Here is a 16,538-nt window from a genome sequence, read left to right as displayed (position 1 = left end):
TGCAAAAAACGCCAGGTTCGGGGGTCAAACTACTTTTTGCGCCTGCACCATTTTCATAGCCGATCCGATGAGCGCCGACACCTCGGTCATGTTGCTGGGCACGATGAGGGTGGTGTTCGAGTCTGCAGCTACCTGGCTGTACGCTTCCACGGCTTTTTCGGCGACCTTGAGTTGTACGGCCTGCTCGCCCCCGGGCTGGCGGATGGCGTAGGCCACGCGTTCGATGGCCTGTGCATTGGCCTCGGCAACGGCCTTGATGGATTCAGCCTCACCCTGCGCCTTGTTGATAACGGCCTGCTTTTCACCTTCGGAGCGGGCAATGAAAGCTTCGCGTTCACCCGTGGCGATGTTGATCTGCTCCTGGCGGCGGCCTTCGGAGGCTGCGATCAGCGCGCGTTTTTCACGTTCTGCGGTGATTTGTGCCTGCATGGCGTGCAGGATCTCTTTGGGCGGAGTCAGGTCTTTGATTTCGTAGCGCAGCACCTTCACGCCCCAGTTCAATGCGGCTTCGTCGATGGCTTGTACAACCTGGGCGTTGATGATGTCTCGCTCTTCAAAGGTCTTGTCCAGCTCCAGCTTGCCGATGACGGAGCGCAACGATGTCTGGGCCAGCTGTGTCACCGCCATGATGTAGTTGCTGGAGCCGTAGCTGGCACGCATGGGATCGGTCACCTGAAAGTAGAGGATGCCGTCAACCTGCAGTTGGGTGTTGTCCCTCGTGATACAGACCTGGCTGGGTACATCCAGCGGAATTTCTTTCAGGCTGTGTTTGTAGGCGACCTTGTCGACAAAAGGCACCAGAAAATTAAGCCCCGGGGTGAGCGTGCCCGCATATTTGCCCAGCCGTTCTTTGACCCAAGCGTTTTGCTGGGGAACGACCTTGACGGAGCGTGCTATGAAGATCCCGGCAATGATGAGAATGACGATAGCGATTTCCATGGATGCCTACTTTCTTGTAAATCTGTTGCGAGAGTGAAATTCAGGAGCCCGCTTTACACAGGGTCGACCAGCAGGCGATTGCCTACCAGTTCTGCCACGCGGTGCATGCCGGTTGATGGGGTGACGCCAGGGCGATGAATGGCAGTCCACGTTGCTCCCCGGTATTTCACAGAGGTGGTGCCGTCAGCGTTCCAGCTTTCGATCATGATGGTTTCGCCCACATCCAGATTCACGCTGCGGTCTGCCCGGGCGGAAGGGTCTCCCGGGCGCCGTTTTTTGACGAGATACCACGCCACCACAGCGCCGCCGCCAACGATGGCCGCAGCGATGATTTGCAGTGTCATTGGCAGCCCTAAATGCGCGGCCAGCGCTGCGGCCACCAGTCCCACGGCCACCATGAGCAGGTAAAAGGTGCCGGTTAGCAGCTCCGTGGCGACCACGGCCCCCGCTGCCAGCCACCAGATGGTGGATTCCTCCATGTCATACCTCCTCGTTATGGTTGTGTTTACCGCACCACATTCTGGGTCAAAAGGGTTGCAGTTCAAAGGCGCGTCAAGGTTATTCCTTACACTTCGCGCCTATTTCGTTTTTTGGCCGGGCAGGCCACGGTTGCACGGAGGCTGCGCATGAAGTTTCGCTTTCCCATCATCATCATCGATGAAGACTATCGTTCAGAGAACACATCGGGCCTGGGCATTCGTGCGCTGGCGCAGGCCATTGAGGCCGAGGGCTTTGAGGTGGTCGGCGTCACCAGCTACGGTGACCTGTCGCAGTTTGCCCAGCAGCAAAGCCGTGCAAGCGCTTTTATTTTGTCGATCGACGATGAAGAGTTCACGGGCGGAGACGGGCTCGACCCCATTGTTCTGAGCCTGCGCAACTTCATCGGCGAGGTGCGTCGCAAGAACACCGAAGTGCCTATTTACGTGCACGGAGAGACCAAGACCAGCCGCCACCTGCCCAACGACATCCTGCGCGAGCTGCACGGGTTCATCCACATGTTCGAGGACACCCCCGAATTCGTGGCGCGCCACATCATCCGTGAGGCCAAGAGCTATCTGGAGAGCGTGCAGCCCCCGTTCTTCAAGGCGCTGCTCGACTATGCAGAGGACGGCTCGTACAGCTGGCACTGCCCCGGCCATTCGGGAGGCGTCGCGTTTTTGAAGAGCCCCGTGGGCCAGATGTACCACCAGTTCTATGGTGAAAACATGCTGCGCGCCGACGTGTGCAACGCGGTGGAAGAGCTGGGCCAGCTGCTGGACCACAACGGCGCCATTGGCGAATCGGAGCGCAATGCCGCGCGTATCTTCAATGCCGACCACTGCTTCTTTGTAACCAACGGCACGTCTACATCCAACAAGATGGTGTGGCACCACACCGTCGCGCCGGGCGACGTGGTGGTGGTGGACCGCAATTGTCACAAGTCCATCCTGCACAGCATCATCATGACGGGCGCGATCCCCGTGTTCATGAAGCCCACGCGCAACCACTTCGGCATCATCGGGCCCATCCCGCAAAGCGAGTTCGAGCCTGCCGCAATTCAGGCCAAGATCAAGGCCAACCCGCTTTTGAAGGGCGTCGACCCCAAGAAGGTCAAGCCGCGTGTGCTTACGCTCACCCAGTCCACCTACGACGGCGTTCTTTACAACACAGAGACCATCAAGAGCATGCTTGATGGCTACGTGGATAACCTGCACTTCGACGAGGCCTGGCTGCCCCACGCGGCCTTCCACCCCTTCTATGGCACCTACCATGCCATGGGCAAGAAGCGTACGCGCCCCAAGCACTCAGTGACCTATGCCACGCAGTCCATCCACAAGCTTCTGGCTGGTATCAGCCAGGCCAGCCACGTGCTGGTGCAGGACTCGCAGACCACCAAGCTGGACCGCCACCTCTTCAACGAGGCCTACCTGATGCACACCAGCACCAGCCCGCAGTACAGCATCATCGCCAGCTGCGACGTGGCTGCTGCCATGATGGAGCCGCCCGGCGGCACCGCGCTGGTGGAGGAAAGCATCCTGGAGGCGCTCGACTTCCGCCGCGCCATGCGCCAGATCGAAAACGACTTCGGCAAGAAGGACTGGTGGTTCAAGGTCTGGGGCCCCGACAAGCTCGTGGATGAAGGCATGGGCCGTGCGGAAGACTGGATCATCCGCAGCGACAGCAAGAGCAAGAAGGCTGGCGCCAAGTGGCACGGCTTTGGCCAGCTGGCCGACGGCTTCAACATGCTGGATCCGATCAAGTCGACCATCGTCACCCCCGGCCTGAACCTGGATGGCAAGTTCGACAAGACCGGTATCCCCGCGTCCATCGTCACCAAGTACCTGGCCGAGCACGGCGTGGTGGTCGAGAAGACGGGCCTGTACAGCTTCTTCGTGATGTTCACCATCGGCATCACCAAGGGCCGCTGGAACACGTTGCTGACTGCGCTGCAGCAGTTCAAGGACGACTACGAGAAGAACCAGCCCATGTGGCGCATCCTTCCCGAGTTCTGCCAGCAGCACAAGCGCTACGAGCGCATGGGCTTGCAGGACCTCTGCCAGCACGTTCATGAGATGTATGCCAAGTACGACATCGCGCGTCTGACGACCGAGATGTACCTGTCTGACCTCACGCCCGCCATGAAGCCATCGGATGCGTATGCGCACATCGCGCACCGCCAGACGGATCGCGTGGAGATCGACCAACTCGAGGGCCGCATTACCGTGGGGTTGGTCACGCCATATCCACCGGGCATTCCGCTGCTGATCCCCGGTGAGGTGTTCAACAAGAAGATCGTGGACTACCTCAAGTTCGCCCGCGAGTTCGCCAAGCTGTGCCCGGGCTTCGAGACCGACATCCACGGCCTGGTCGAGGTGGAAGACGAAAACGGGCAGGTGCGCTACTACGCCGACTGTGTGGCCGAGCGAGCCAAACCCGAAAAAAATCCGAAGCCCTTGGCCACGGCCAAAAACCTGGTGCAGGTGGGTGATGACGGGCCTTACGGCCGCAATGTCTAAGGTTGTGCCCAGGATTTGGCGGGTGCTTTAAACGAGCCCCTGTCCCAAGTCCCTGTCCAAAGAATCGCTCCCCAGCGCTTGCTGTGGAGCGATTTTTTTTGACAGGTTGAATCCGCAAATGGATTGCCTGCGTATTGACTGACAGCCGCGTGATTCTTCATGCGGTGACAGTTCATCCACACTCAGGAGATTCTCATGACCTTTCGTTTGACTGCCCGCCTTGCTTCCATTGGCATGACTGCCGTCTTGGCCGCTGCTGCAGTGCCTGCCATGGCGCAAGTGATGGTGGGCGGCGCCCCCATGCTGGCCAGCAAGGACATCATTGACAACGCCGTGAATTCGAAGGATCACACGACGTTGGTCGCAGCCGTCAAGGCCGCTGGCCTGGTCGACACCCTCAAGGGTGCAGGTCCGTTCACCGTGTTTGCGCCGACCAATGCCGCATTCGCCGCTCTGCCTGCTGGTACGGTCGACACCCTTCTCAAGCCAGAAAACAAGCCCACGCTGACGAAGGTACTGACGTACCACGTGGTGGCAGGAAAATACGACGCAGCCGCTCTGTCCAAAATGATCGCCGACGGCAAGGGGATGGCCAGCTTCAAGACCGTGGCGGGCGGCACCTTGACGGCCAAGGCCAGTGGCTCCGCCATCATGGTGAGCGACGAAAAGGGTGGAACTGCCAGCGTGACTATCGCTGACGTGTACCAGTCCAACGGCGTGATCCATGTGGTGGACAAGGTTCTGTTGCCCAACTAAGGCTGGAAGAGCACACACTCTCCAGAGGCGCGGGGCCCCAGGGTGGGGCCCCGTCTTCTTGGGATTGCAGGATCAGCGTATGGACTAGTCAGGCCGCACGCGCACAAAGCTCGCAAACCGCGGTAGCCCGCCGTCGTGCGTGCCGCGAAAGCGGTAGGTCACCCAGCTGCCAACCGGCGGTGGGTCGGTGCGTTGCACGTCGGTGAACCCTGCGCCCAGCTTGAAACGCTGGCCGTTGGGCATCTCCACCAGCAGCGCACCCATGCGGCCTGCGTGTTTGCCCTTGCCCGGCAGGTGGGCCACCACGCGGGCTTCGGTGTCTTCGTGGGTTTTGACCTTGATGAGGTCATCGCTGCGGCCAGACCGGTAGAGCGATGCTCCCCGGTGCAGCATCAGCCCTTCGCCGCCCGCGCGCATAGTGCGTTGCAGCAGCGCCTGCAAAGCCGCATCGCTGGCCACGCGTTTTTGCGGTACGGCCTGCACCCAGGGCTGGCCGATGCGCTGCACCAACGCGTTGAGCGTGGGCAGCCGTTCATCAAAGCTGCCGCCTTGCTGGGGCAGGTCAAACACCATGAATCGGATAGAGCGCCACGCCGCGTCGTCGGCCTGCTGGGTGCGTGTAGTGGACTGCGCCTGGCTGAAGCGTCCGCGCCCGGCCCACAGTTCGCCGTCCATGGGCGTGTCGGGCCAGCCTGCCGTGAACCAGGCCGGTACCGCCACCGTTTCGCCGCCGCGTGTGCGCAGCGTGCGGCCATCCCAGTAGCCGCGCACTCCGTCGTACTTTTCGCTCACCCAGTAGTCCGCCAGCGGCATGCCGGGGCGGTACACATTGGCAAGAAGCAGCGCAGGTGCGTCCGCCGCGTGTGCGGGCAGCGCCGCTATCGCCAAACAGGGTAGGCAGGCCAGCCAAACCAGGCAACGTCTGCGGAGCATTTGCTACTGAATGTATAGCTGCTAGCGCTTATTCAATAAGCGCTAGAGCCTGTTTTGGCTCAAATTTACGCCGCAATCAGACCTGATCGGCGCTCAGGCCTGCTGTCTGGCTGAAGCCGCCGTCCACATACGTGATCTCGGCTGTCATGCCAGATGCCAGGTCGGACAGCAGGAACGCCGCCACATTGCCCACGTCTTCAATCGTCACGTTGCGGCGCAGAGGCGATGCGTCGGCTACGCGGCTCAGTAGCTTGCCAAAGTCCTTGATGCCGCTGGCGGCCAGCGTCTTGATGGGGCCTGCGCTGATGCCGTTGGCGCGGATGCTGCGGCCGTCTTCGGTGCGGCCCACGGCCTCGGCCAGGTAGCGCACGCTGGCTTCCAGGCTGGCCTTGGCCAGGCCCATGGTGTTGTAGTTGGGGATGGAGCGCAGCGCGCCCAGGTAGCTCAGGGTCAGCAGCGACGACTTGTCGTTCAGGTGCGGCAGCGCGGCCTTGGCCATGGCCGGGAAGCTGTAGGCGCTGATGTCGTGCGCAATGCGGAAGCCTTCACGCGACAGGCCGTCCAGAAAGTTGCCTGCGATGGCTTCGCGGGGGGCAAAGCCGATGCTGTGCACAAAACCGTCAAACTTGGGCCACACCTGGGCCAGGTCTGCAAACATGCGGTCGATCTGCTCGTCGCTGCCCACATCGCAGTCAAAGATCAGCGTGGAGTCGAACTCGGCAGCAAAGTCGGTGATGCGGTCCTTGAAGCGGTCGCCCACGTAGCTGAAAGCCAGCTCAGCGCCTTGTGCGTGGCAGGCCTTGGCGATGCCGTAGGCGATGGAGCGGTTGGACAGCACGCCCGTGATGAGCAGCTTTTTGCCGGTCAGAAAACCCATTGTTCTTCTCCTGAGGAATGCGAGGAATTGGCGTTGAGCGTGGCAGCCGACCGGCCTGCGGGGAAATCCCCACAGGCTCTGCGGTGGCGCCACCGACGTAGTGCAGAATTGTCGCATGCGGTATTGGCTGACTTTTCTGCTGTTGGGTTGTGCTGGTCCGGCGTGGGCCGCGCATGCATATGCTCTGTGGGGCGAGCCTCGGTACCCCGCCGGGTTTGCACATTTCGACTATGTCAACGCTGACGCCCCCAAGGGCGGCGAGCTACGGCTGGTGAGCAACCTGCGCACGTCCACGTTTGACAAATACAACCCGTTCACCATCAAGGGCAACGCGCCTGCGTACCTGTCGAGCCTGATGTTCGACTCTTTGCTGGTGGGCGCCATGGACGAAACTGCCACGGGTTATGGCTTGCTGGCTGAAGACGTTGACGTGTCGGCCGATGGCCTGTCGGCCACCTTTCGCATCAGGCCCGAAGCGCGGTTTCACAACGGCAAACCCGTGCTGGCGCAGGACGTTAAACACAGCTACGACACCCTGGTGGGCCCGTTCACCTCGCCCGCCTACAAAACCACCTTGATCGACGTGGCAGGGGTGGACGTGCTGGACGACCGCACCGTGCGCTACCGGTTCAAGCAACCCAACCGCGAGCTGCCGCTAACGGTGGGAGGCCTGCCCGTGTTCAGCCGCGACTGGGGCGTAGAGAACGGCAAGGCCAAGCAGTTTGACCAGGTGGTGATGGACATCCCCATTGGCAGCGGCCCCTACAAGATTGGCCCGGTGCGGTTCGGCAAGGACATCACCTACGTGCGCGACCCGCAGTACTGGGCGCGCGACCTGAACGTGCGCAAGGGCACCGCCAATTTCGACCGCGTGCTGGTCAAGATCTACAAGGACAGCACCGCGCGGCTGGAGGCACTGAAGGCTGGCGAATTCGACCTCATGCGCTTTTTCAGCGCTGGCGACTGGGCCCGGCGCGTGACGGGCAAGAAGTTCGACACCGGCGAGCTGGTCAAGGGCGAGTTCCAGCACAAGCTGCCGTCGGGGTTTCAGAGCTACGTGCTCAACACCCGCCGGCCCCTGCTGCAGGACGCCCGCGTGCGCGAGGCACTGGGCTTGGCCATGGACTATGAGTGGATGAACCGCCAGCTGTTCTACGGCGCCTACCAGCGGGTCAACGGCCTGTTTGGCAACACCGCGTGCGAGACACGCGGCACCCCGTCGCCCGAAGAGCTGGCGCTGATGGAACCGTACCGCAAAGACATTCCCCCCGCAGCCTTCGGCCCCATGACGGTGCCGCCACGCACCGATGGCGATTCATCCCTGCGGGCCAATCTGCGCCGGGCGCAGGCGCTGCTCAAGGACGCTGGCTGGGAGGTGCAGGGCGGTGTGCTGCGCAATGCCAAGGGCGAGGCCATGGTCCTTGAATACATGGACAGCAACGAAGGCGGTGTACGCACCATCACGCCATGGATGCGCAACCTGGAGAAAATCGGCATCACGATGCGTTTTCGCTCGGTGGACTTTGCGCTGTACCAGCAGCGGCTGCAAAAGTTTGACTTCGACATCACCTCGCTGGCCTACCAGGGCACCAACAACCCCGGCCAGGAGTTTGCCGACATGTTCGGCAGCCAGGCCGCCGATACGGAAGACTCTGGCAACTTCCCCGGGGTCAAGAACCGGGCCGTGGACGCCATGATCAAGGCCATGACCTCGGCCAAAACCGAAGCGCAATTGCTGCCCGCTTGCCACGCACTGGAGCGCATCATCGCGCACAGCCACTACCTGATCCCGCAATGGACGGCGGGTACCCACCGCATGGCCTACAACGCCTGGCGCCTGGCCAAGCCCGAAACCGTGCCGCCCTATTCAAGCGGTGAAGGTTGGGTCATCGACACCTGGTGGGCGCGGGTGCCACTGCAGACCGCGCCAGACAAGAAGTAGCCACCTTACGCACCCACCAACTCGCCCATGTTTGCCTACATCCTCAAACGCATTCTGCTCATGCTGCCCACCTTGTTCGGCGTGCTGCTGCTGACCTTTGTGGTGATCCAGTTTGTGCCCGGTGGCCCGGTAGAGCAGTACATGGCCGAAGCCAAAGCGGGAGCGGGCGGTGGTGGCGCTGAAGGCGGCGGGCTGAGCTACCGCGGATCGCAGGGCGTGGACCCCAAGCGGGTCGAGCAGATCAAGGCGCTTTACGGGTTCGACAAACCCGCCCACGAACGCTTCTTTCAGATGCTCGGCCAGTTCGCGCGGTTTGACCTGGGCAAGAGCTTTTTCCAGAACAAGGACGTGTGGCAGCTCATCATCGAGAAGCTGCCGGTTTCGATCAGCCTGGGGCTGTGGACGTTTCTCATCAGCTACCTGGTGGCTGTGCCGCTGGGGGTGGCCAAGGCCGTGCGCGCTGGTTCGCGGTTTGACTTGGTGACCACGCTGCTCATCCTGGTGGGCTACGCCATCCCCGGCTTTGTGCTGGGCGTGGCGCTGCTGGTCATCTTTGGCGGGCAGTTGCAGTGGTTCCCGCTGCGCGGGTTGACGTCGGCCAACTGGGACGAGCTGAGCTGGGGCGCGCGCATTGTGGACTACCTGTGGCACATCACGCTGCCGGTCACGGCCATGGTGCTGGGCAGTTTTGCGGTGACTGCCATGCTGACGAAGAACGCCTTTTTGGAAGAGATCCGCAAGCAGTACGTGCTGACGGCTCGCGCCAAGGGCCTGAGCGAGCGGCAGGTGCTGTGGAAGCATGTGTTCCGCAACGCGCTGATTCCCATCGTCACTGGGTTTCCTGCTGCGTTCATCGGCGCATTTTTTGCGGGCTCATTGCTCATCGAGACCTTGTTCTCGCTCGACGGCCTGGGCCTGCTCAGCTACGAAAGCGTCATCCGACGCGACTACCCCGTGGTGTTGGGCACGCTGTACTTCTTCACGCTGATTGGGCTGGTGACCAAGCTGGTCAGCGATCTTTGTTATGTGTGGGTAGACCCCCGCGTGAAGTTTGACTAGCCCGAACGGACCCATTGCACTGATGAGCCCCGCTTCCACATCGATCTCCCTGTCCCCCTCGCGCCGCGCCTGGCTGCGCTTCAAGCGCAACCGTCTGGGCTACTGGAGCCTGCTGATCTTTTGCACCCTGGTGCTGGTCAGCTTGGGTGCCGAGCTGGTCAGCAACGACAAGCCACTGGTGGTGCGCTATGAGGGGCAGACATATTTCCCCATGCTCAAGGACTACCCTGAAAAGACCTTTGGCGGTGACTTTGAAACCCCCACCGACTACCTCGACCCCTTCATCAAGGACCGGCTGACCACAGGCAGCAACTGGGCGCTGTACACCATCAACCCTTACGGCCCCAACACGCTGAACTACTTTGCCAAGTCACCCAACCCTTCGGCACCCACCGGCGACAACTGGCTGGGCACCGATGATCGGGGGCGTGACCTGCTCGCGCAGCTGTTGTACGGGTTTCGGGTGAGTGTGCTGTTTGCGTTGGCGCTGACTGTGACGGGGGTGTTTCTGGGCGTGGTCACCGGCGCCATCCAGGGCTTTTTTGGCGGCAAGACCGACTTGGCTTTTCAGCGTTTCATCGAGATCTGGGGATCCATGCCCGAGCTGTATCTGCTCATCATCTTCAGCGCGGTGTTTGCGCCCAGCATTGCGCTGCTGCTGGTGTTGCTGTCGCTGTTCGGCTGGATGGGGCTGTCGGACTATGTGCGGGCCGAGTTTCTACGCAACCGCCAGCTTGACTACGTAAAAGCGGCGCGCGCCCTCGGGGTGAGCAACACGCAGATCATCTGGCGCCACATCCTGCCCAACAGCCTGACCCCGGTGGTCACGTTCTTGCCGTTTCGCATGAGCGCGGCCATTCTGGCGCTCACCTCGCTCGATTTTCTGGGCCTGGGCGTGCCGCCGGGTACGCCGTCGCTGGGCGAGTTGCTGAGCCAGGGCAAGAACAGCATTGATGCGTGGTGGATTTCGCTGTCTACCTTTGCGGTGTTGGTGACCACCTTGCTGCTGCTGACCTTCATGGGCGACGCGCTGCGCGACGCCCTTGATCCCCGAAAGGCCGACCAGTGAACCCATCGGCCAATACTCCGTTGTTGCAGGTGCAGGATCTGCATGTTCGCTTTGGCTCCAAAGAGGTGGTGCGGGGCGTCAACTTCAGCATCGCGGCCGGTGAAAAGCTCGCGCTGGTGGGCGAATCCGGCTCGGGCAAGACCATCACCGCGCTCAGCCTGCTGCGGCTGGCGGGCAATGCCGCCATCACCGGGCAGGCGATGCTGCAGGGCCGGGGCGACCTGCTGGCGCTGACAGAACGCGAGATGCGCGGCGTGCGGGGTGGCGACATTGCCATGGTGTTCCAGGAGCCCATGACCGCGCTCAACCCCCTGATGACCATCGGCTTGCAGATCGCCGAGATCCTGCAGCTTAAGCAGGGCCTGACCGGCGCCCAGTGCGCGCAGGCCGCCATCGAGTTACTGGCCAAGACGGGCATCCCCGAGCCCGCGCGCCGAGCCAACAGTTTTCCGCACCAGCTGTCGGGCGGGCAACGGCAGCGCGCCATGATCGCCATGGCCCTTGCCAGCGCACCCAAGCTGCTGCTGGCCGACGAGCCCACCACCGCGCTGGATGTGACCTTGCGCGGCCAGATCCTGGACCTGTTGAGTGACCTGCAGCGCCAAACCGGCATGGCCGTGTTGCTGATCACGCACGACCTGAACCTGGTGCGCCGGTTTGCCGACCGTGTGGCGGTGATGGAGCAGGGCGTGCTGGTAGAGCAAGGCCCGGTGGCCGATGTGTTTGGCAACCCTCAGCACGCCTACACCCGCCGCCTGATAGCCAGCCAGCCCAAACGCGATGTGGTCGAGGCCGACCCACCTGGGGGCACTGCCCCGGTGGTGTTGTGCAAAGCCCTTCGTGTGGTGTACCCCACGCCGTTGCCGGGGGTGCGAGGGTGGTTCAAGAAGGGCGAGTTTGTAGCGGTGCAGGGCGCCAGTCTGCAACTGCTGCCCGGCCAAACGCTGGGCGTGGTGGGCGAATCCGGCTCGGGCAAGTCCACGCTGGCCCAGGCTATTTTGGGCCTGCTGCCTTATGGCGGGGACCTTCAGGTTGGGGGGCAGGCCTGGCAGCAACCCGCCATGCGCAACACGCCCTCCAACCAGAAGCTGCGCCGCCGCGTACAGGTGGTGTTTCAAGACCCGTTCTCGTCGCTGTCGCCACGGCTCACGGTCGAAGAAATTGTGGGCGAAGGCCTCAAGGTGCATGAACCCGCCCTGGGCGTGGCCGAGCGGCGCGTGCGGGTGCAGGCTGCACTGGCCGAAGTGGGCCTGGCCGAAGACCAGTACCCGCGCTTGCTGGAGCGCTACCCGCACGAGTTCTCGGGCGGCCAGCGCCAACGCCTGGCCATTGCGCGCGCGCTCATCGTGCAGCCGCAGGTGCTGGTGCTGGACGAGCCCACCAGCGCGCTGGATGTGACCATTCAGCAGCAGGTGCTGGGGCTGCTGCAGCGCCTGCAAAAGGAAAAGGGTTTGAGCTACCTCCTCATCACCCACGACGTCGATGTGATCCGCGCCATGGCGCACGACGTGCTGGTGATGAAAGACGGCGAGGTGCTGGAAAGCGGCACTGTCACCGAGGTGATGGAAGCGCCCAAGCACCCTTACACCCAGAAGCTGGTGGCGGCGGCTACCGTGCCACACCCGGTCTGAAATTTTAATGAAATTGGCCTCTAGCGCTTGATGGTAAAGCGCTAACAGCTATCAATAGTGTAGTGTTTTGCGGTGTCTATGCCCGGTGCCAAGCCCACGGCGTGTTGGGCGCAACCCATCGGAACGCCGCTGAACTGAGTTCAGGTGCGCACAGCCTGCCTGGCGTGCTGCTCGCCCGCTGGTGGCGCAAACACAATCTTGCTCACGTCCACACCCATGGCCCGGGCACGCTCCAGCAAGTGTTCGCGCACATGCCAGGGCAGGGCGGGGGTGCGCGACAGGATCCACAGATAGTCTTTGTTCGACCCAATCACCATGGCCCACTGGTAGTTTTCATCCAGCGCCACCACGTTGTAGCCGCCGTAGAACGGCCCGAAGAACGACACCTTCAAAGCCGCCTGGTCGGGCTCGCCCACAAAGCGGGCGGTGCCCTCGGCTTCTTTCCATTCCTTGCGCACGGGGTCGTAGCCCCGGTTGACGACCTTGATGGTGTTGTCTGCATTGCGCGTGTAGGTGGCAGTGGCCTGGGTGAGGCCCCGTTCAAACGAGTTGTCGATGCGCGCCACTTCATGCCAGTGCCCGGCGTAGCGGTCTACATCAAATCCGCTTACCGCCTTGATGCCGTCGGGTGTGCGCGGCGTGGAGCAGGCAGACAGCGCTAGCACCGCCATCAACGCTGCAGCACCCATCAGCAGCGGCCAGGGCGAATGGCGAAGGGGTGGGCTGTAAATGCGCATGGGGCTTTCTCCTGAGGCTGTTGCAGCGGGCGGCGGTCACTTCAAACCATGGTCACCAACGCGTGTGTTGTGATGTGTTTTCAAGTTGCTCTCTGTTGTGAATGAATGTAGGCAGCCCGCCACGGGTGCTGTGTAGGAGTGCGCTGGCAGCGCATGTCGGCCATTGCGGGGCGGGATAGCCGCCAGTGCTGCGACTGGCCTGATGTTGTGCGCGATCCCAGGGAGTAGAGTGCAAAGACGCCCTGGTGTTGGGTTGCCTTCACCGCTCTTGCTGAGAAAACCCATGACCAAAACACCTACTCACGCTGGGACCCCCACGCAAACCCCTGTGCAGACGTCTGTCGAGCACGGCAAGCCGCCGGTGGACCATCTGCGCTTTCACCGCCCCCATGCGCATCTGGCGCCCACGTTTGGTACAGACCGCTTTGCATTGCGCGCCGAGGCCTTCGCGCGGTTCTTTGGAACGCCGTTGTTTCTGGGAGCGCAAACGTTGATCGTGGCCGCGTGGATCGCCATCAATGCGCTGGGTGTGGCCCAGTTCGACTTGTATCCCTTCATCCTGCTCAATCTGGCATTCAGCTTGCAGGCGGCCTATGCAGCACCGCTCATCCTGCTGGCCCAGACGCGCCAGGCTGCGCGCGACAAGTCCCAGGCAGAGGCCGACGCCCAGCACCGCGAAGCGCTGGCCGTGGCTAACGAACAGCGCCTGGCCATCGCCGCAGCCAATGCGGCCCAGGTTCTGGAGCTGCTTCAGCAAAACACACTGCTTACCGCACAAACCCGCGAGCTCACGGCACGGATTGAGGCGCTGACCGTCGAGATTCATCAACGCTTTGTGGGGCAGGCCGCCCAGCCGCGAAGCGCATCCTGACGCGCCCGTTGCTGTGCCTAGCGCAGATCCGTGTTGCGGAGTTGCTATGAGAGCGTTTGGATGATTTTGGCCTCTAGCGCTTATCCATAAAGCGCGAGTAGCTATCAAAATGATATTAATTCATGTCCCGGCGCTGGGCCGGGGCATGAGGGTGTGGCGCCTCAGCGCAGGATCAGCACCGGTACTTCGCTCACTCGCAGTAGTGTGGTCGTGGTGCTGCCCACAATCAGCTGGCGGATGCGCGAATGGCCGTAGGCGCCCATCACCAGCAGGGCGGCGCCCTGGGTTTTGAGCAAGGCGGGCAGGTCGGTTTCCGGCTCGCCGGGCAGCAGCGTCACATCGGCGATGAAACCGGCGGCTTGCAGAATCTGCTGGGCCTCTTGCAACTGCTGGTGGGCGGCCGGGGTGTCGGCGCCCGCCATGGCCAGCAGTGCGGGCAGGCCTTTGAGCAGAGGGCTGCGCGCCACGGTTTCCACCGTCTTGCGTGCGGTGGCGCTGCCGTCGTACGCCAGCACAAACCGCTCGGGCGCCACAAACTGCTCGGCCGTGGCCACCAGCACCGGGCGCTTGACTGCGCGGATCACACGCTCTACATGGTGGTCCAGATGGATTTTGCGGGTACCGCTGGCGCGGTAGTGCTCGCCCAGCACAAACAGGCGGGCATCAGGCTCCAGGTCCAGCGCGGTGTCCGCCAGGTCGCCGTGGCGCATGCGGCTATCGACCTGTGCAATACCAGCGGCCGTGGCCCGCGCGCGTGCCTGCACCAGCATCTGACGGCCTGCCTCTTGCGCGATCTTGCCGCGCTCTTCGTCCAGCGCGCTCAGCTGCTTGAGCAGGATCTCCTGCGCGCCCAAGCCGATGGCTCCGCTGTAGTCGCCCACGGGGGGCAAGGCCTCGGGGGCGCGTTCCAGCACGTGCAGCAGTTCCAGCGGCACATCAAGCCGCAGGGCCGACCAGGCGGCCCAATCGATCACAGCGGCGGTGGCCGCAAGGCCGTCAATGCAGGCGTATACCTTGTTCATGGTGTTTGTCTCCTGTGTATTAGTGCATCAGCTTTTCAACAGCGCCGGGCTTGTCGTGAATGGCAAAGCGGTCCACCAACGTGGCGCTGGCTTCGTTCATGCCGATCACCTCGACCTCTGTGCCCTCGCGGCGGAACTTGAGCACGGCCTTGTCCAGCGCGCTCACGGCGGTAATGTCCCAAAAGTGTGCGCGGCTCACGTCAATACGTACCTTGGGCACCACTTCCTTGAAATCGAATGCGGCCAAAAACGCTTCAGACGACGCAAAGAACACCTGGCCGACCACGCCGTACACCCGTGTGCGGCCATCGTCTTCGCTGCTGCGGTCCACGCGCAGCACGCGGCCCACTTTGTGCGCAAAGAAGATGCCCGACAGCAGCACGCCCACAAACACGCCCTTGGCCAGGTCATGCGTGGACACGGTGACCACCACGGTGGCAATCATCACGATGGACGAGCTGGGCGGGTGCTCGCGCAGCTTGCGCACCGAGTCCCAGCTAAAGGTACCAATGCTCACCATGATCATCACTGCTACCAGTGCCGCCATGGGTATCTGCTTGACCCACTGGCCGAGGAACACCACCATCAAAAGCAAAAACACACCTGCCAGCAAAGTGGAAAGCCGACCTCGGCCACCCGACTTCACGTTGATGACCGACTGGCCAATCATGGCGCAGCCTGCCATGCCGCCGATAAAGCCGGTGGCAATGTTGGCCACGCCTTGGCCCATGCATTCACGGTTCTTGTTGCTGGGGGTGTCGGTCAGCTCATCCACGATGGATGCCGTCATCATCGATTCGAGCAGGCCCACCACAGCCAGGGTCACCGAGTAGGGGAAGATGATTTGCAGCGTTTCCAGGTTCAGCGGGATGTCGGGTATCAGAAACACCGGCAAGCTGCTGGGAAGTTCGCCCATGTCACCAACGGTGCGAATGTCCATGCCCATTGCGATGGAGATGCCCGTCAGTACCACGATGGTGACCAGCGGCGACGGTATCGCTTTGGTGATGTAGGGGAAGCCATAGATGATGGCCAGGCCTGCAGCTGTCATTGCATACACCTGCCAGCCTACGTTGGTCAGTTCGGGTAACTGGGCCAAGAAGATAAGGATCGCCAGCGCGTTCACAAAACCCGTGACCACAGAGCGGGAGACAAACCGCATCAGCAGGCCCAGCTTTAAAACACCCGCCAGGATTTGCAGGATGCCGGTGAGCACCGTGGCGGCCAGCAGGTACTGCAGGCCGTGTTCTTTGACCAAGGTGACCATGAGCAACGCCATGGCGCCGGTGGCGGCAGAGATCATGCCGGGGCGCCCGCCCGCGAACGCGATGATCACGCAGATGCTGAAGGAGGCATACAGCCCCACTTTGGGGTCCACGCCCGCGATGATGGAGAACGCAATCGCCTCGGGAATCAGCGCCAGCGCCACCACCAGCCCGGCGAGCACATCGCCCCGAATATTAGAAAGCCATGTCTGGCGGAGAGAAGAAGAGAAGTTCATAGGCAGTCGAACAGAAAAATACAACGCAAAGCGCACGCAGCGCCGCACAAAAATGCGGGACGCAGGGCACTTCAAAAAAGATGGGAATGGGGGTGGGGTTGGCGCGCACCCGCAGGGGGTAGAGCCAATCGCCAGCGCGCTAGCCTCGCGCTATGGCGGCGTGACGGAGCAGAAATACCCGCGTGGCAACAGCTTGCACCGGCTG

The 16,538-nt window shown here is 62.2% G+C and carries 14 protein-coding genes; 7 read left to right on the top strand and 7 right to left on the bottom strand.

Features of this window, described 5'->3' with window-relative positions; genetic code table 11:
• Positions 1-24 precede the first annotated feature (24 nt).
• Both ACK4OE_RS05095 and ACK4OE_RS05090 read right to left on the bottom strand, forming a co-directional pair.
• Positions 25-939, bottom strand: a complete 915-nt coding sequence (locus tag ACK4OE_RS05095; protein WP_409883482.1) for an SPFH domain-containing protein — start codon at positions 937-939, stop codon at positions 25-27.
• Between the two features lie 53 nt (positions 940-992).
• Positions 993-1,418, bottom strand: a complete 426-nt coding sequence (locus tag ACK4OE_RS05090; protein ID WP_409883481.1) for an NfeD family protein — start codon at positions 1,416-1,418, stop codon at positions 993-995.
• A 147-nt stretch (positions 1,419-1,565) separates the two neighbouring features.
• Between ACK4OE_RS05090 and ACK4OE_RS05085 the strand changes: the two genes are divergently transcribed.
• Both ACK4OE_RS05085 and ACK4OE_RS05080 read left to right on the top strand, forming a co-directional pair.
• On the top strand, positions 1,566-3,935 hold the full coding sequence (locus ACK4OE_RS05085; protein WP_409883480.1) for an Orn/Lys/Arg decarboxylase N-terminal domain-containing protein: 2,370 nt from the start codon (positions 1,566-1,568) through the stop codon (positions 3,933-3,935).
• Positions 3,936-4,130: 195 nt separating this feature from the next.
• Complete coding sequence (locus ACK4OE_RS05080) at positions 4,131-4,691, top strand: fasciclin domain-containing protein (protein WP_409883479.1); 561 nt, start codon at positions 4,131-4,133, stop codon at positions 4,689-4,691.
• Between the two features lie 84 nt (positions 4,692-4,775).
• Here ACK4OE_RS05080 and ACK4OE_RS05075 read toward each other — a convergent pair whose 3' ends face one another.
• Together ACK4OE_RS05075 and fabI are read right to left on the bottom strand one after the other, a co-directional pair.
• The gene (locus ACK4OE_RS05075) at positions 4,776-5,624 is read right to left on the bottom strand and encodes a DNA ligase (RefSeq protein WP_409883478.1); all 849 of its coding nucleotides are present in this window, start codon (positions 5,622-5,624) and stop codon (positions 4,776-4,778) included.
• Positions 5,625-5,700: 76 nt separating this feature from the next.
• A complete protein-coding gene (fabI, locus tag ACK4OE_RS05070) occupies positions 5,701-6,501 on the bottom strand; it encodes an enoyl-ACP reductase FabI (protein ID WP_409883476.1) in 801 nt (266 codons plus the stop codon).
• A 115-nt stretch (positions 6,502-6,616) separates the two neighbouring features.
• Between fabI and ACK4OE_RS05065 the strand changes: the two genes are divergently transcribed.
• Genes ACK4OE_RS05065 through ACK4OE_RS05050 form a run of 4 tightly spaced genes read left to right on the top strand, consistent with a single transcriptional unit; the run spans position 6,617 to position 12,202 of the window.
• On the top strand, positions 6,617-8,443 hold the full coding sequence (locus ACK4OE_RS05065; RefSeq protein ID WP_409883474.1) for an extracellular solute-binding protein: 1,827 nt from the start codon (positions 6,617-6,619) through the stop codon (positions 8,441-8,443).
• Positions 8,444-8,470: 27 nt separating this feature from the next.
• Positions 8,471-9,502, top strand: a complete 1,032-nt coding sequence (locus tag ACK4OE_RS05060; protein WP_409883473.1) for a microcin C ABC transporter permease YejB — start codon at positions 8,471-8,473, stop codon at positions 9,500-9,502.
• A 22-nt stretch (positions 9,503-9,524) separates the two neighbouring features.
• On the top strand, positions 9,525-10,571 hold the full coding sequence (locus ACK4OE_RS05055; protein WP_409883472.1) for an ABC transporter permease: 1,047 nt from the start codon (positions 9,525-9,527) through the stop codon (positions 10,569-10,571).
• Complete coding sequence (locus ACK4OE_RS05050) at positions 10,568-12,202, top strand: ABC transporter ATP-binding protein (protein ID WP_409883471.1); 1,635 nt, start codon at positions 10,568-10,570, stop codon at positions 12,200-12,202. Before ACK4OE_RS05055 ends, ACK4OE_RS05050 begins: the two co-directional genes overlap by 4 nt.
• A gap of 140 nt (positions 12,203-12,342) precedes the next feature.
• Here ACK4OE_RS05050 and ACK4OE_RS05045 read toward each other — a convergent pair whose 3' ends face one another.
• Entirely contained in the window at positions 12,343-12,939 is a 597-nt protein-coding gene (locus ACK4OE_RS05045) for a lipocalin family protein (protein WP_409883470.1), read from the bottom strand.
• A 283-nt stretch (positions 12,940-13,222) separates the two neighbouring features.
• Here ACK4OE_RS05045 and ACK4OE_RS05040 point away from each other — a divergent pair, with 283 nt between their 5' ends.
• Entirely contained in the window at positions 13,223-13,810 is a 588-nt protein-coding gene (locus tag ACK4OE_RS05040) for a DUF1003 domain-containing protein (protein WP_409883468.1), read from the top strand.
• Between the two features lie 161 nt (positions 13,811-13,971).
• On the opposite strand, the gene ACK4OE_RS05035 is transcribed toward ACK4OE_RS05040, so the two are convergent.
• Together ACK4OE_RS05035 and ACK4OE_RS05030 are read right to left on the bottom strand one after the other, a co-directional pair.
• On the bottom strand, positions 13,972-14,832 hold the full coding sequence (locus ACK4OE_RS05035; RefSeq protein WP_409883467.1) for a universal stress protein: 861 nt from the start codon (positions 14,830-14,832) through the stop codon (positions 13,972-13,974).
• Positions 14,833-14,851: 19 nt separating this feature from the next.
• A complete protein-coding gene (locus tag ACK4OE_RS05030) occupies positions 14,852-16,333 on the bottom strand; it encodes a SulP family inorganic anion transporter (protein WP_409883466.1) in 1,482 nt (493 codons plus the stop codon).
• Positions 16,334-16,538: the final 205 nt, after the last annotated feature.

This window comes from Acidovorax sp. (assembly GCF_046314175.1).
In the GTDB taxonomy this organism is placed as follows: domain Bacteria; phylum Pseudomonadota; class Gammaproteobacteria; order Burkholderiales; family Burkholderiaceae_C; genus Acidovorax.
The sequence above is the reverse complement of the archived record's forward strand: the minus strand, read 5'-3'. Positions and strand labels throughout refer to the sequence as shown.

Excerpts from the sequence above, each read along its gene's own strand:
- ACK4OE_RS05095 (WP_409883482.1), bottom strand. The coding sequence starts at position 939 with ATGGAAATCGCTATCGTCATTCTCATCATTGCCGGGATCTTCATAGCA.
- ACK4OE_RS05090 (WP_409883481.1), bottom strand. The coding sequence starts at position 1,418 with ATGGAGGAATCCACCATCTGGTGGCTGGCAGCGGGGGCCGTGGTCGCC.
- ACK4OE_RS05085 (WP_409883480.1), top strand. The coding sequence starts at position 1,566 with ATGAAGTTTCGCTTTCCCATCATCATCATCGATGAAGACTATCGTTCA.
- ACK4OE_RS05080 (WP_409883479.1), top strand. The coding sequence starts at position 4,131 with ATGACCTTTCGTTTGACTGCCCGCCTTGCTTCCATTGGCATGACTGCC.
- ACK4OE_RS05075 (WP_409883478.1), bottom strand. The coding sequence starts at position 5,624 with ATGCTCCGCAGACGTTGCCTGGTTTGGCTGGCCTGCCTACCCTGTTTG.
- fabI (WP_409883476.1), bottom strand. The coding sequence starts at position 6,501 with ATGGGTTTTCTGACCGGCAAAAAGCTGCTCATCACGGGCGTGCTGTCC.
- ACK4OE_RS05065 (WP_409883474.1), top strand. The coding sequence starts at position 6,617 with ATGCGGTATTGGCTGACTTTTCTGCTGTTGGGTTGTGCTGGTCCGGCG.
- ACK4OE_RS05060 (WP_409883473.1), top strand. The coding sequence starts at position 8,471 with ATGTTTGCCTACATCCTCAAACGCATTCTGCTCATGCTGCCCACCTTG.
- ACK4OE_RS05055 (WP_409883472.1), top strand. The coding sequence starts at position 9,525 with ATGAGCCCCGCTTCCACATCGATCTCCCTGTCCCCCTCGCGCCGCGCC.
- ACK4OE_RS05045 (WP_409883470.1), bottom strand. The coding sequence starts at position 12,939 with ATGCGCATTTACAGCCCACCCCTTCGCCATTCGCCCTGGCCGCTGCTG.
- ACK4OE_RS05040 (WP_409883468.1), top strand. The coding sequence starts at position 13,223 with ATGACCAAAACACCTACTCACGCTGGGACCCCCACGCAAACCCCTGTG.
- ACK4OE_RS05035 (WP_409883467.1), bottom strand. The coding sequence starts at position 14,832 with ATGAACAAGGTATACGCCTGCATTGACGGCCTTGCGGCCACCGCCGCT.
- ACK4OE_RS05030 (WP_409883466.1), bottom strand. The coding sequence starts at position 16,333 with ATGAACTTCTCTTCTTCTCTCCGCCAGACATGGCTTTCTAATATTCGG.